Annotated in this window: 13 protein-coding genes; 5 read left to right on the top strand and 8 right to left on the bottom strand. The window is 64.8% G+C overall.

The features are described 5' to 3' along the window. Positions 1 to 35 precede the first annotated feature (35 nt). Both IQ16_RS21365 and IQ16_RS21360 read left to right on the top strand, forming a co-directional pair. The gene (locus IQ16_RS21365) at positions 36 to 1061 is read left to right on the top strand and encodes an ATP-dependent DNA ligase (RefSeq protein WP_026311924.1); all 1026 of its coding nucleotides are present in this window, start codon (positions 36 to 38) and stop codon (positions 1059 to 1061) included. Positions 1062 to 1177: 116 nt separating this feature from the next. Next, the gene (locus tag IQ16_RS21360) at positions 1178 to 1501 is read left to right on the top strand and encodes a hypothetical protein (protein WP_018642581.1); all 324 of its coding nucleotides are present in this window, start codon (positions 1178 to 1180) and stop codon (positions 1499 to 1501) included. Between the two features lie 75 nt (positions 1502 to 1576). Here the strand turns inward: IQ16_RS21360 and IQ16_RS21355 are convergent, their stop codons facing one another. Then, positions 1577 to 2455, bottom strand: a complete 879-nt coding sequence (locus IQ16_RS21355) for a hypothetical protein (protein WP_051122970.1) — start codon at positions 2453 to 2455, stop codon at positions 1577 to 1579. A gap of 342 nt (positions 2456 to 2797) precedes the next feature. Then, positions 2798 to 3133 (bottom strand): cupin domain-containing protein, encoded by a 336-nt coding sequence (locus IQ16_RS21350; protein ID WP_026311925.1) that lies wholly within the window; start codon positions 3131 to 3133, stop codon positions 2798 to 2800. 219 nt (positions 3134 to 3352) lie between these two features. On the opposite strand from IQ16_RS21350, the gene IQ16_RS21345 reads away from it, so the two are divergent. After that, positions 3353 to 3961 (top strand): cysteine hydrolase family protein, encoded by a 609-nt coding sequence (locus tag IQ16_RS21345; RefSeq protein ID WP_018642584.1) that lies wholly within the window; start codon positions 3353 to 3355, stop codon positions 3959 to 3961. A gap of 21 nt (positions 3962 to 3982) precedes the next feature. Here the strand turns inward: IQ16_RS21345 and IQ16_RS21340 are convergent, their stop codons facing one another. Further along, on the bottom strand, positions 3983 to 4705 hold the full coding sequence (locus IQ16_RS21340) for a DUF72 domain-containing protein (protein WP_026311926.1): 723 nt from the start codon (positions 4703 to 4705) through the stop codon (positions 3983 to 3985). Between the two features lie 145 nt (positions 4706 to 4850). Between IQ16_RS21340 and IQ16_RS21335 the strand changes: the two genes are divergently transcribed. Then, positions 4851 to 5927, top strand: a complete 1077-nt coding sequence (locus IQ16_RS21335; protein WP_018642586.1) for a flavodoxin family protein — start codon at positions 4851 to 4853, stop codon at positions 5925 to 5927. Positions 5928 to 5950: 23 nt separating this feature from the next. On the opposite strand, the gene IQ16_RS21330 is transcribed toward IQ16_RS21335, so the two are convergent. Both IQ16_RS21330 and pxpB read right to left on the bottom strand, forming a co-directional pair. Then, positions 5951 to 6976: a 5-oxoprolinase subunit C family protein gene (locus tag IQ16_RS21330; RefSeq protein ID WP_018642587.1), complete on the bottom strand. Its 1026-nt coding sequence runs from the start codon at positions 6974 to 6976 to the stop codon at positions 5951 to 5953. An 8-nt stretch (positions 6977 to 6984) separates the two neighbouring features. Continuing rightward, positions 6985 to 7740 carry a 5-oxoprolinase subunit PxpB gene (gene pxpB / locus IQ16_RS21325; RefSeq protein ID WP_018642588.1) on the bottom strand — a complete coding sequence of 252 codons (756 nt, stop codon included), beginning with the start codon at positions 7738 to 7740 and terminating at the stop codon, positions 6985 to 6987. 139 nt (positions 7741 to 7879) lie between these two features. Here pxpB and IQ16_RS21320 point away from each other — a divergent pair, with 139 nt between their 5' ends. Beyond that, positions 7880 to 8656, top strand: a complete 777-nt coding sequence (locus IQ16_RS21320) for a LamB/YcsF family protein (RefSeq protein ID WP_018642589.1) — start codon at positions 7880 to 7882, stop codon at positions 8654 to 8656. A gap of 36 nt (positions 8657 to 8692) precedes the next feature. Here IQ16_RS21320 and lpdA read toward each other — a convergent pair whose 3' ends face one another. The 3 genes from lpdA to IQ16_RS21305 are packed head-to-tail and all read right to left on the bottom strand — an operon-like array spanning position 8693 to position 12403. Then, a complete protein-coding gene (gene lpdA, locus IQ16_RS21315) occupies positions 8693 to 10090 on the bottom strand; it encodes a dihydrolipoyl dehydrogenase (RefSeq protein WP_018642590.1) in 1398 nt (465 codons plus the stop codon). 13 nt (positions 10091 to 10103) lie between these two features. Further along, positions 10104 to 11387 (bottom strand): dihydrolipoamide acetyltransferase family protein, encoded by a 1284-nt coding sequence (locus tag IQ16_RS21310; RefSeq protein WP_018642591.1) that lies wholly within the window; start codon positions 11385 to 11387, stop codon positions 10104 to 10106. Next, complete coding sequence (locus IQ16_RS21305; protein WP_018642592.1) at positions 11387 to 12403, bottom strand: alpha-ketoacid dehydrogenase subunit beta; 1017 nt, start codon at positions 12401 to 12403, stop codon at positions 11387 to 11389. The genes IQ16_RS21310 and IQ16_RS21305 overlap by 1 nt, the downstream gene beginning before the upstream one ends. Positions 12404 to 12406: the final 3 nt, after the last annotated feature.

Genomic DNA, 12406 nt, shown 5'->3' with positions numbered 1-12406 from the left:
ATCGAGGCGTTTTGCGAGTGTTGACCATGGAGCCGATGGAAGCCGAATCCGTCACCGAGCTTCCGCGCGGGGCGCAATGGCAATACGAGCCGAAATGGGACGGCTTCCGTTGCCTGCTCATTCGCGACGGCCGAAGCGTTCGCATGCGGTCGAAAGGCGGCCGCGACCTCGTCCGCTATTTTCCGGAGATCGCTTCCGCCGCATCGGCTATAACTGCGGGCTCCTTCATGCTCGACGGAGAGCTGATCATCCAGCTTGAGGAGGGCTACTCGTTCGACGCCTTGCTTCAGCGCATCCATCCGGCAGCCAGCCGGGTGAAGCGTCTTGCCCGGGAAACGCCAGCACACTTCATCGCCTTCGACCTGCTGCGGTCGGCGGAGGTGGATGTCGGAGCGCTGCCGCTGGCAAAACGACGGCTTGCGCTTGAAAAATTCGCGCGGCGCTACTTCCGGGGCAACGAGGTGTTCGAGCTTTCGCCGGCGAACCGCGATTTTGCCGAGGCGAAGCGGTGGCTCCAGCATGTCGAGGACGGCCACGATGGCGTCGTGGCAAAGCGGCTGGACCTTGCCTACCGCAGCGGCACGCGGGACGGGATGCAGAAGATCAAGCTGCTGCGATCGGCCGATTGCGTGGTCGGAGGCTTCAGATATGGCGAGAAGAAGCAGGGCAAACGGAAGGTGCTCGGCTCGTTGCTGCTTGGCCTGTACGACGACGCCGGCCGCCTGCATCACGTCGGCTTCACTTCGGCGATCAAGGCGTCCGACAGAGTGGGCCTCACCGAGAAATTCGAGAAGATCGTCAGCAAGAGCAGCTTTACCGGCAAGGCGCCGGGCGGGCCCAGCCGATGGTCGACCAGGCGATCTGCCGAGTGGCAGCCGGTGCGGCCGGTTCACGTCGTCGAGGTCTGCTACGACCATGTGTCCGGCGGCCGGTTTCGCCACGGCACGAAGATCCTGCGTTGGCGCCAGGACAAGAAGCCTTCGCAATGCCGCATGGACCAGCTTCGCCAGAAATCAGCGAAGCGACTTCAGGCACGAGCCGCGAAGCCGGATGAGCGATAGCGACGCGCGTCCGCGCCTGGAACGTGGGGTGCGGGACGACGTTGAGATCGCATCGCAAGATGGCGGAACCCGGCTCCGCCAAGCACTAGCCGGTGAAAGCGAGGAAGGAGATTGTCATGTTTCAGAAGTCAATGTTGGTGGGCGCTCTGCTCGCGCTCAGTTCGACCATCGCGCTCGGCGGTCCGTGCAATACGGCCAGCCGCGATGCCGGCTCCGGGCCGGTGACAACCGGGAAAGCCGGTGAGACGACGGGAGTTGCTTCATCGAATGCCAAGGAGCATCCGCCGACCTCGGCCATGAACAAAGCGACCGAGGGGACCGCGGCCTCGTCGCAGGATGCCCAGCGTCAGATGCAGAGCCAGCCGACGGCTGCCGAGCAATCGACCAAGTCCACCGCGGCCGATGCCAGCAAGTCAATCGCTGCCGACGAGGGCTGCTGACTGCGGTCGCCTGTCGTTGTGTTCTGACGAACGAGGGCGCCCCGTTACCGGGACGCCCTTTTTTATCAATTCGCGCTAAGGCATGGATTGCGGCGTCTCTGCCGGGCGGCTCGACCAGCGGTTCGAATGCATCATCCAGGCAGAAAGTGGCCGGCCGTCCCTGTGCCGTCCTCCCGCAGCGGCGCCAGCCCAGGCGGCAACGGCTCCAAACAGCAGCGCAGCAGCGGCCGAAAAAGCCAGGATTATGCTCGCCGCGCGCGCCCTGGAAATGGCTTGCTTGGCATTCGCAATCGTCGCATCGACCCGCTTCTCCGAATCCGGCCCGGTCAGGCCGGTCAGCGCGGTGACCTGCTGGACGAGGTAAGCACGATCGTCGGTCGCAACGCCGCTGTGGCTGGACGACGTCATCAGGATGCGTGCGGCTTCGGCTCGTTCGGCGCTCAGATCGACGTTCGGCGGCCGACGCGGCGCGCGGAACAGGCGATCGAGCTCGAAACTGAGAACCGATGGTTCGGAAGCCGAAGACGTCTGCATCGACGAGGACGGCTTGCTGGCCGCCCATGCAACCAAGGCGGTCAGGACGGCGCCGATCACGACGGCAAGCGCCCAGGAGGCAACGCCATGCATCCCGTCGCGGGTTGCGACGTCCTCGTTGACGGACGCATAGGGCGATCGGATACGCCCGGCAAAATAGCCGCCGCAACCGAAGCTGATGAGGGCCTGAAAGATCAGATAAACGCCCGAGAGCAGCCAAAGCGCAAACGAGGTATCCCGCCAGGTCGGAGCCGCCGAGGCGACGCCAAGCCCGAGGGCGGCCGCAAACGAGATCAGGATCAGCGAAAGCGCCGATGCTGCCAGGGCGCCGGCGATGACAGGCGTCCATTGCAGACTCCACGGTTGCAATCGGCCTTGCTCGCGCACCGTCGCGTCTTCGGCTCTCACCAGCGTTTCCATGATGATCACCGCAAGCCGAACAGAGACAGGATGAACATGATGATTACGATCAACCCAACGAGATAAATGATCCCATCCATGTGAAGTCCTCCGAATTGTGCGGTACCAATTCAGTGTTGACGCGAGGGTTCCTAATCAGGCCGGTGGATGATCCGGGAAGACCGTCCGCACGACATCCACGTCGCGGTACGCTCGTTTCATGGAGCGGTCAGCGGTACGTACTTTTCAGCGGGGAAAGCGGCCGGTTTTGCTGTCCTACATCCAAGGCTATACGATCGGCGCAAGGAGCGCCGCGGAATGACAGCTTGGCCGGTCCACCTTCGCGCCAATCGGCGCGGCCGTTCAATCGTCGCGCCCGTGCACCTGCGCCGGCGGTGCCGTCGCCTCAATCGCGGTAAAGGTCTTCTGAATCCGGTAGGCGTGCTTTGCCTGCGCAGGAACGAGCCAGGAATCGCCGGATTTCAGATTGATCGTTTGGCCTTCAAGCGTGAGTTCGGCCTGCCCCGCAATGACGTAGCCAACGGTCTCGTATTCTCGCTGCGTCGTCGCGCCCTGTTGCGGCGCCTCGTTCTGCCACAAGCGCATTGAAACGTGCTTTCCGGAGACCAGGTACGTTTGTCCCATGTCCCCCACCGGGGAGTGGCTGGCGGAAACCTTCTTGATCGTGGTGTCACCCATGCTGACCTCCGACGTCGTTCTGTCCGGTTAAGAAGCCTGGCTCCTGCTTGTTCCTCGCAGATGCGTCTTGGAACCAGCGTTCTGGTTTCAGGTTTCTTGGGCAGGCCTGCAGTGGCCGGAAACTAGTCTGCGCGTCGCACCGCACCTCCTGGCGCGGGCGCTGCAAGCGGACCGGTCGGGCTCGTGAGTATGGGTGATGCAGGCGAACGGTGGAAGATAATGAGGGATGGCAAGTCGGAGGTCGCGGAGATTCGTGGCGCCGTTCATCTCTGCATCGACATGCAGAACATCTTTGCGCCCGGCGGTCTCTGGGAGACGCCGTGGATGGAGCGAGTCCTGCCAACGATCGTTACGATCGTGTCGCGCTACGAGGTGAGAACCGTGTTTTCGCGCTTCATCACGCCGCAACACCCGGAGGACCGTCCCGGCCAGTGGCGCAGCTATTTCCAGCGTTGGGAGCAGGCCACCCGCAACCATCTCCCGGCATCGGCGCTTGACCTCGTGCCGGCCTTGGCGCGCCACGTTCCGCCGGCTCGCGCAATCGACAAGCCGGCCTATTCGGCGTTCAGCAATCCGGCGCTGGCGACCTCGTTGATCGAAAAAGCAATCGGGACGGTGGTCGTCACTGGCGCGGAAACCGACGTTTGCGTCCTGTCGACGGTCTTGAGCGCGGTCGATCTCGGCTTCAGGGTCGTGATCGTGGAGGACGCTCTGTGCAGCTCATCCGACGTCGGCCATGACGCGCTCATGACGATGTATCGTACCCGCTTCCATGGTCAGGTCGATCTGGTGACCGCCGAGGAGCTCGCGGAATTCTGGCGCGAATAGCAATGGAGTCCTGCGCGCGACCTATAGCAGCGACCGAAGCTTCAGGGCATCGCTCGGTGCCGCGCTCTTCTGGTCGTTGTCGAAATAGACATAGACGTCGCAGCCCTGGCGCTTCCATGACTTGATACGCTTGGCCCATTCGGCAAGCACCGGCCGACGGTAGTGGCCGTAATAGCGTCCGCTCGGCCCGTGCCCACGTACGTAGACGAAATCCGCTGTCCGTCGCCACGGCGCCGGTGCGTCGTGATGGTCCGACAGGCAAAGCGAGATGTTCTCGTCGGCCAGCATTCGCAGGATGCGAGGCTGATACCAGCTCGGATGACGAAACTCGAAACTGTAGCGGCGCTTGGTGGAGAGCAGCTTGAAGAAAGAGGCAAGGCGGTCGGCGTTTGCTTCGAACTGAGGCGGAAGTTGAAACAGGATCGGCCCCGCCGCGGGACCGAGCAAGGAGACACGATCCTCCAGCAGCGCTAGGCTGTTCCTGGAGTTGTCGGACAGCCGTTTCCAGTGCGTGATGAACTTGGAGGCTTTCCACGCGAATACGAAATCTCCGTCGACCTGAGACCGCCAGGTCCTGACGGCTTCTGGCGTCGGCGTGCGATAGAAGACGCCGTTGAGCTCGGTCGTGTGGAATTGACCGGCGTAATAGCTGAGTTGCTGCTTCAGGGGTAAATCGCTCGGAAAGAATGGGCCTCGCCACGAGGCGTAGTGCCAGCCCGAAGTTCCGATATGTACGCGAGCCATCTGTCGCCACGCTCCCTCGTCGGCAAACGTCCCGGCGCCGGATATGTTGCGTCCAAGGGGCGCTTTTCGTTTCGGCCCTCGCCTTAGGAACCGCATGCGGCACTCTCCGGTTGATCGGATCGCACCGATATCCAGAGGAGTCAGCATGACGGATCCGGACATTCGCAAGGGGATGCCGCCCGTCAAACTGTCGCGCGAGGAGTTTGAACGCCGCTACAGGGACCAGTTCGTTGATCCCTCGTTTGCGCCCCTGCAGCATGAGCTGGATGCTGTGATCGGAGCGGCCTGGGATGCCTACAGTCATTCGCGCAAAGCCCCGGTGACCCGAAAGGCAGGACCAGGCTTCTCCGATCCGGATTACGAACTCGCGGTCGACTGGCTGAATGCCCGGTCCGCGGTCCTCGAGGCCCAGCGGCGGCATGATGACGCCCGTGCGCCTCTCCGCGTCCTTATCATCAACGGGTCAGCGCGCAGCGAGCACACCTGTCCTGGCGAGATGTCCAAGACCTGGCGCATGGTCAAGATGGCCGAGCCGGTCTTGATCGAGATGGGCTTTGCCGTGGACATCCTTGATCTCTCCCGCCTGACCTCGGAGTTCGGCAAGAACATCCATCCCTGCAAAGCCTGCGTGTCCACCGCCATGCCGCTCTGCCACTGGCCGTGCAGCTGCTATCCGAACTACGCGCTGGGCCAGACCAGCGACTGGATGAACGAGATCTATCCGCTCTGGGTTGCCGCCCACGGCATCCTGATTGTGACGCCCGTGAACTGGTACCATGTCCCGGCCGGACTCAAGGCGATGATGGACCGGCTCGTGTGCGCCGATGGAGGAAATCCCGATCCGACCTCGACGCACGGCAAGAAGGTGGATGAGGCCAAGGCGATCGAGCTGAAAGGCTGGCCCTATCCGCGTCATCTCGCCGGCCGCCATTTCGGCCTCGTGGTTCACGGCGACAGTGTCGGCACCGAGGGCGTGCGCAGACCCCTGTCTGACTGGCTGACGGACATGCACCTGATCTCGGCCGGTCGCTTCGGCGAGCTCGACGGCTACGTCGGTTATATGGAGACATATGCCACCTCGCATCGGGAGCTGGACGAAGACCGCGAATTTCAGCAGGAAGTGCTGAACGTGGCACGCGCGCTGGGAAATGCGATCCGGCTTGCGAGGGACGGCCGGTTGGATGAACCGGGCGCAGGATTGGAAGAGCCTAACCCGAAGTGACGCGAAGGCGTTCGGCGCTAACTTCAGTCAAACGCGGAAATCACGCCGCCGATGAGATTGCATGCCAGCAAATGGTCGCTCGTGGGCGCGGCGGTCCGCTGGATCTCGATCAAGGATGCATCGATGCGCCTGATCCGTTCGCGCATGTCGCGGGCGAGCTGCACGGCGACGTCCTCCTCGATCGCCTGAAAACGAACGCGTTCGCCGGGGCGGAGCTGAGCAAGCCGCGGCAGGTCCGCCGAGATCACGGTTGCGATCTTTGGATATCCGCCGGTGGTCTGGCGATCGGCGAGCAGGATGATCGGCTGGCCATTTCCGGGAATCTGGATGCTGCCGAACACCGTGCCGTCGGAGACGATACCCACTGCGCCCGCATGCTGAACCCGCGGCCCTTCGAGCCGGCATCCCATGCGATCGGACAGCGCCGTGACGGTGTAGTCGGAGGCGAAGAACGTCGCGATGCCCTCGGCGCTGAAGGCATCGTCCTGCGGGCCGAGGAGGACGCGGACGGGGCCTTGCGTGCGGCGGCGGTGCACCGGGGGCACCATCAGATGTGGCCGTGCCGGCAGTCCGGGAGCTGCCAGCGGCAATCGATCGCCCGCCCGCAGCGGACCACCGTCGAGCCCGCCGAGCTGGCTGCGCGAATGCGTCGAGACGCTGCCGAGCATCGGCGCGACCTGAAATCCGCCGGAGACGGCGAGGACCGCGCGTGCGCCATCCCGTGCAGTCCCGATCGAGAGGCGCTGGCCTGCCTTCAGATCGTGTGTTTCGTGCGACGAAACCGGCCGGCCGTCGATCGCGATAGCGAAGTCCGCGCCTGCAAGCGCGAAGCGGATATCGGCGCCGGCGCAGGTGAGCGTGGGTCCCGCGAGGGTGATTTCGAGGGCGGCCGTTTCAAGCTTGTTGCCGACCAATGCGTTGGCGGTTGCCAGCGCAATCGGATCCATCACGCCCGACGCAGAGATGCCAAAGCGCTGGAAGCCGCTGCGGCCAAGATCCTGGAGGGTCGTAGCAAGACCGGGCTCGATGATTTCGAGATCGACAGACATTGCGCCGCTCAGACCTTCAACTCTTCTCTCTCGGCGACGATCGCGCCTGCTTCGGCCGCGCGCTCCAGCGCGGCAAATTCGGTGGCAGCGATGGGATGAAATCGCAGCAGGTCGCCGGCGCGGAACAGGAAGGGCTCGTGCGTGCGTCGCGGGTCATAGGAGCGTACCGGCGTTCGCCCAAGCATGTGCCAGCCGCTCGGCGCGGCGAGTGGCGGCGCAACCGCGGCCTGCTGGCCTCCGACGGAGACGCTGCATGGGGGCGTCACGAGCCGGGGTTCCGGGCGCCGGTCGACGTGAAGCGCGGGATCGAGCCCGCCGAGATAGGCAAATCCCGGCATGAAGCCGATCATGTAGACGCGGTATTCGGCTGCGCTGTGCCGCGCCACGATCTCGTCCGTGGTGGTGTCGAGCCGCTGTGCGAGCCAGTCGAGATCCATGCCGTTGTCGCCGCCATAGGCGACGGGAACGGTCCAGCGGCGGCGGACCTGTCCCTTCGGGGCGACCGGCGGCCACAGCGCCATGATCTCTGCTTCGATGTCGCGCCGTGACAGCATGACCGGATCGAAGCAGACCAGCAGCGTGCGGTACGTCGGCACGATCTCGACGATGCCGGGCAGCGCACGCTCGGTCAGCGCACGGTCGAGATCGACGACCCGCGCATTGACATCGGCGTCGATGCCGTCGCCGACCTCGACCGTCAGCGCGGTATCGCCCGATCGGCGGAAGCGCGGCACCGCGTAGAGTGCATCATTGGCCTTGCTCATTGAGGCCCTGTGAGGTCGTTGGACGTAGACATGTTCCTCGAAAAACGTCACCGCCCCATGCAAGGGGCGGGCCGAATTTGTCGTGACGCACACCGCGTATCACGGGTATATCCAATCTGCACGCCAAATGAGGACGACGATGACTCTGATCGATATGAACTGCGACATGGGCGAAGGTTTCGGCGTCTATACCCTCGGCGATGACGCCGAGATGCTGCGGACCGTCACCTCCGCCAACATCGCCTGCGGCTTTCATGCCGGCGATCCGCTCGTCATGCATCGCACCTTGAGCGAGGCGAAGGCCAACGGCGTGCAGGCCGGTGCGCATCCCGGCTTCCTCGATCTCTGGGGGTTTGGCCGCAGGCCTATCCAGGGCGAACGCCCCGCCGACATCGAGAAGATCGTGCTCTACCAGGTGGGCGCGCTGATGGCGCTGGCGTCCGACGCCGGTCACCCCGTCCGCCACGTCAAGACCCACGGTGCGCTCGGCAACATCGCCGCGGAGGATCGCGACCTCGCCGAAGCCGTGGCGCGTGCGATCCGCACCATCGACCGCAACCTGATCTTCGTGGTGATGCCCGGCCAGGAGACGGAACGGGCCGGCGAGAAATTCGGCCTGCCGCTGGTGCGCGAGATCTATGCCGATCGCGCCTATGCCGACAATGGCAATCTGGTGTCGCGCCGCCTCGCCGGATCCGTCATTCACGATGCCGAGGTCGCGTCCGAACGGGTCATTCGCATGATCGAGGATCGCGCGATCACGTGCCTGTCGGGAGCGCAGCTGCCGACCCGCATCGACAGCGTCTGTGTCCACGGCGATACGCCGGGTGCGGTCGCGATGGCGCAGCGCCTGAAGGCGCGCCTTGCCGTAGCGGGTGTCACTCTGGCACCCATGGCTGAGGTCATCGGCGCCTGAGCCGCCCTTCGTCTGGTCTCCGCGCGGCGGATAGGCCTAGACGTGGATCGCGTGGCCGAGCGCCTTGAAAGCCGCTTCCTGGATTGCTTCGCCCAGCGTGGGATGTGCGTGGATCGTGCCGGCGATGTCCTGCAGGACCGCGCCCATCTCGATCGCCAGGCCAAACGCGGCAGAAAGCTCCGACACGCCCTGTCCAACGGCCTGGATACCGAGGACGCGTTGATTGTCGGCCCTGGCGACGACGCGCACAAAGCCAGGCTCGCCATGGCGCGTCATCGCGCGGCCGTTGGCTGCAAAGGGAAATTGCCCAAGCTTGATGTCGGTGCCTGCTCGGCGAGCCTCTTCCGGTGACAAGCCCGCCGAGACGATCTCGGGATCGGTGAAGCAGATCGCCGGGATGCACTGCTTGTCCCACGCGCGCGGCATGCCGGCGGCGATTTCCGCCACCATCTCGCCCTGCGCCATGGCGCGATGGGCCAGCATCGGCTCTCCCGTGACATCGCCGATCGCATAGATGCCGCGCATCGAGGTCTCGCAATGCTGGCCGATGCGGATGAAGCGGCCGTCCATGTCGAGCACGAGTTGCTCCAGTCCCAACGTAGCGGTAACCGGCGCGCGGCCGACCGTGACGAGAATCTTGTCAGCCGAGAGGCTGCGCTCGCGACCGTCGGCCGTCTCGATGCGCAATCCGTCGCCCTGGGCGGTCAGGCCGAGCGCCCGGGCGCCGGTCAGCATCTCGACGCCGAGCGCGGCCAAGCGTCTCGTGATCGGAGCGGTCAATTCGGCATCGTAGAGCGGCAGGATGTTGTCCTGCGCCTCCACCACGGACACCTTGCTCCCCAGCTTGGCGAAGGCGGTCCCAAGCTCGAGTCCGATATAGCCGCCGCCGACGACCACAAGGGACTTTGGCACTTTTGCGAGCGAGAGGGCGCCGGTCGAGGAGATCACCCTGCCGCCGAACGGCAGGGACGGCAACTCGACGGGCGCCGAGCCGGTCGCGATCACAACCGTCTCCGCCTTGATCGTCTTCGGACCGGTCTCGGTCTCGACAATGATCGTCTTGCCGTCGCGGAAGCGCGCATGGCCCTGAACGATCTTGACCTTGGCCTTGCGGAGCAGCGCGGCGACGCCGTTGTTCAGCCGCTGGACGATACCGTCCTTCCAGGCGATCGCCTGCCTGAAGTCCAGCGCAGGATTCGCCGCTGTCAGGCCGAACGGCGTCTTGCCACTCGCGGCCTCGGTCAGCTTCTCGAATTCCTCGGCGACGTGAATCATCGCCTTCGAGGGAATGCAGCCGACGTTCAGGCAGCTTCCGCCCAGCTTGCCGCGTTCGACGAGAACGGTGTCGAGGCCGAGCTGGCCGGCACGGATCGCGCACACATAGCCGCCGGGGCCGCCACCGATAACGACGAGCTGACAGGTGATCTCGGTCATTGCTTCTTCCGCCTCAGGGGTCGACGAAGATCGTCGCCGGATTCTCCAGCAGCTCCTTGAGCCTCTGCACGAAGACGGCCGCGTCCCATCCGTCGATGACGCGGTGATCGAAGCTGGAGGAGAGGTTCATCATCTTGCATGGCACGAACTGCGTGCCGTCCCAGACCGGACGCACCGCGATCTTGTTGACGCCGACAATGGCGACCTCCGGATGGTTGATCACGGGCGTGGTCGCAAGGCCGCCGAGTGCGCCGAGCGAGGTGATGGTGATGGTCGAGCCGGTCAGTTCCTCGCGCGTCGCGGTGCCCTCGCGGGCGCGATGCGCGAGACGGTTCAGCTCGATGCTGCAGTCCCGCAAGTCGCGCGCCTCCACATGCTTCACCACGGGCACGACGAGTCCCGACGGAGTCTGCGTCGCGATGCCGATATGGATGCCGGCATGCTGATGCACGATGCCGGCCGCGTCGTCATAGAGCGCGTTGAGGGCGGGCTGCTCGGCAAGCGCCTTGGCCATGGCGCGCATCAGGAACGGCAGCAGCGTCAGCTTGGGATGCTCCGGCGCGGGCTTCTTGTTCAGCGACGCGCGAAAATCCTCCAGCGGCGAGACGTTGACTTCCTCGATGATGGTGATGTGCGGGATGCGCGACTTCGACAGCGCCATCTTCTCGGCAATGCGGCGGCGCAGGCCCACCACCTTGACGTCGGTGACGGCGGTCTTCGGGCTCATGCCGCGACCGTGGAGCAGTGCCGGACCGCGCGACAGGAAGGCGTCGATGTCCTCATGGGTGATGCGTCCGGCGGGGCCGGTGCCGTGGACCTGACGCAGGTCGACGCCGGCTTCGCGCGCCTTGAGGCGTATCGCGGGCGAGGCCAGCGGCTTTTCGCCCGGCGCGCGGCGCACCGCAGATGTGATCGCCGGCCGGGCCTCGATCGCCGCGGGGTGAACGCGGGCAGCGGGCGCCGGCCGAGCGTCCGGGGCTTCGGCTTTCGCCACGGCCGATGGCACTGCTACGTCTTTCGCCGGCGCCTCGTCCGCCGGCTCCGAGGCGTCATCGCCGGCGACCTTGAGCTTCACCAGCGTCGAGCCGATCGCCACCGCTTCACCGATCTGGGCGCCGACCCAGCTGATCTCGCCTGCGAGCGGCGATGGAATTTCGACCGAAGCCTTGTCGGTCATCACGGTGGCAAGCAGGTCGTCCTCGCGGACGAGATCGCCCACCTTGACGTGCCATTCGACCAGTTCGGCTTCGGCAATGCCTTCCCCGATATCCGGAAGCTTGACGCTGCGCTCGCCCATCAGCGTGCCTCCACGATCTCGCGCAACGCCTGCCCGAGTCTGACAGGGCCTGGGAAATAGTCCCATTCCTGCGCATGCGGGTAGGGCGTGTCCCACCCGGTGACGCGCATCACCGGCGCTTCGAGATGATAGAAACAGTGCTCCTGCACCAGCGCCGTCAGTTCCGCGCCGAAGCCGGAGGTCAGGGTTGCTTCGTGCAGCACGATGCAGCGGCCGGTCTTGGCGACGGAAGCCGCGATCGTCTCGAGATCGAGCGGAAGCAGGGTGCGCAAGTCAATCACCTCGGCATCGACACCCGTCTCCTCGACGGCCGCGAGGGCGACGTGAACCATGGTGCCGTAGGCAAGGATGGTGACAGCCTCGCCGGCGCGTCGCGTCACGGCCTTGCCGAGGGGCGTGGTGTAATGTCCCTCCGGCACTTCGGAGAGCTCGTGCCTGGCCCATGCGGTGACCGGTCGATCGTGATGACCGTCGAACGGGCCGTTGTAGAGCCGCTTCGGCTCCAGGAAGATGACGGGGTCCGGATCCTCGATGGCCGAGATCAGGAGGCCTTTCGCATCATAGGGATTGGACGGCACCACGGTCTTCAGTCCCGCGACATGCGTGAACAGCGCCTCGGGGCTCTGGCTGTGGGTCTGCCCACCGAAAATGCCACCGCCGGTCGGCATGCGGATGACCAGGGGGCAGGTGAAGTCGCCGGCCGAACGATAGCGCAGGCGCGCTGCCTCCGAGACGATCTGGTCGTAAGCCGGATACATGTAGTCGGCGAACTGAAGCTCGACGCAGGGGCGCAGGCCATAGGCGGCCATGCCGATCGCGGTGCCGACGATGCCGCATTCGCTGATCGGCGCATCGAAACAGCGCGAGACGCCGTATTTCTGCTGCAGGCCCTGCGTGCAGCGGAACACGCCGCCGAAAAAGCCGACATCCTCGCCATAGACCACGACGTCGTCGTTGCGAGCCATCGAGACGTCGAGCGCCGAGCGGATTGCCTCGATCATCGTCATGCGCGGCATGGC

Origin of the sequence: Bradyrhizobium huanghuaihaiense (genome assembly GCF_007830635.1) — a bacterium.
Lineage (GTDB): Bacteria > Pseudomonadota > Alphaproteobacteria > Rhizobiales > Xanthobacteraceae > Bradyrhizobium > Bradyrhizobium huanghuaihaiense.
The sequence above is the reverse complement of the archived record's forward strand: the minus strand, read 5'-3'. Positions and strand labels throughout refer to the sequence as shown.

What these genes read in the sequence shown, in the direction of transcription:
- IQ16_RS21365 (WP_026311924.1), top strand. Translation starts at nt 36, where the DNA reads ATGGAAGCCGAATCCGTCACCGAGCTTCCGCGCGGGGCGCAATGGCAA.
- IQ16_RS21360 (WP_018642581.1), top strand. Translation starts at nt 1,178, where the DNA reads ATGTTTCAGAAGTCAATGTTGGTGGGCGCTCTGCTCGCGCTCAGTTCG.
- IQ16_RS21355 (WP_051122970.1), bottom strand. Translation starts at nt 2,455, where the DNA reads ATGGAAACGCTGGTGAGAGCCGAAGACGCGACGGTGCGCGAGCAAGGC.
- IQ16_RS21350 (WP_026311925.1), bottom strand. Translation starts at nt 3,133, where the DNA reads ATGGGTGACACCACGATCAAGAAGGTTTCCGCCAGCCACTCCCCGGTG.
- IQ16_RS21345 (WP_018642584.1), top strand. Translation starts at nt 3,353, where the DNA reads ATGAGGGATGGCAAGTCGGAGGTCGCGGAGATTCGTGGCGCCGTTCAT.
- IQ16_RS21340 (WP_026311926.1), bottom strand. Translation starts at nt 4,705, where the DNA reads ATGGCTCGCGTACATATCGGAACTTCGGGCTGGCACTACGCCTCGTGG.
- IQ16_RS21335 (WP_018642586.1), top strand. Translation starts at nt 4,851, where the DNA reads ATGACGGATCCGGACATTCGCAAGGGGATGCCGCCCGTCAAACTGTCG.
- IQ16_RS21330 (WP_018642587.1), bottom strand. Translation starts at nt 6,976, where the DNA reads ATGTCTGTCGATCTCGAAATCATCGAGCCCGGTCTTGCTACGACCCTC.
- pxpB (WP_018642588.1), bottom strand. Translation starts at nt 7,740, where the DNA reads ATGAGCAAGGCCAATGATGCACTCTACGCGGTGCCGCGCTTCCGCCGA.
- IQ16_RS21320 (WP_018642589.1), top strand. Translation starts at nt 7,880, where the DNA reads ATGACTCTGATCGATATGAACTGCGACATGGGCGAAGGTTTCGGCGTC.
- lpdA (WP_018642590.1), bottom strand. Translation starts at nt 10,090, where the DNA reads ATGACCGAGATCACCTGTCAGCTCGTCGTTATCGGTGGCGGCCCCGGC.
- IQ16_RS21310 (WP_018642591.1), bottom strand. Translation starts at nt 11,387, where the DNA reads ATGGGCGAGCGCAGCGTCAAGCTTCCGGATATCGGGGAAGGCATTGCC.
- IQ16_RS21305 (WP_018642592.1), bottom strand. Translation starts at nt 12,403, where the DNA reads ATGCCGCGCATGACGATGATCGAGGCAATCCGCTCGGCGCTCGACGTC.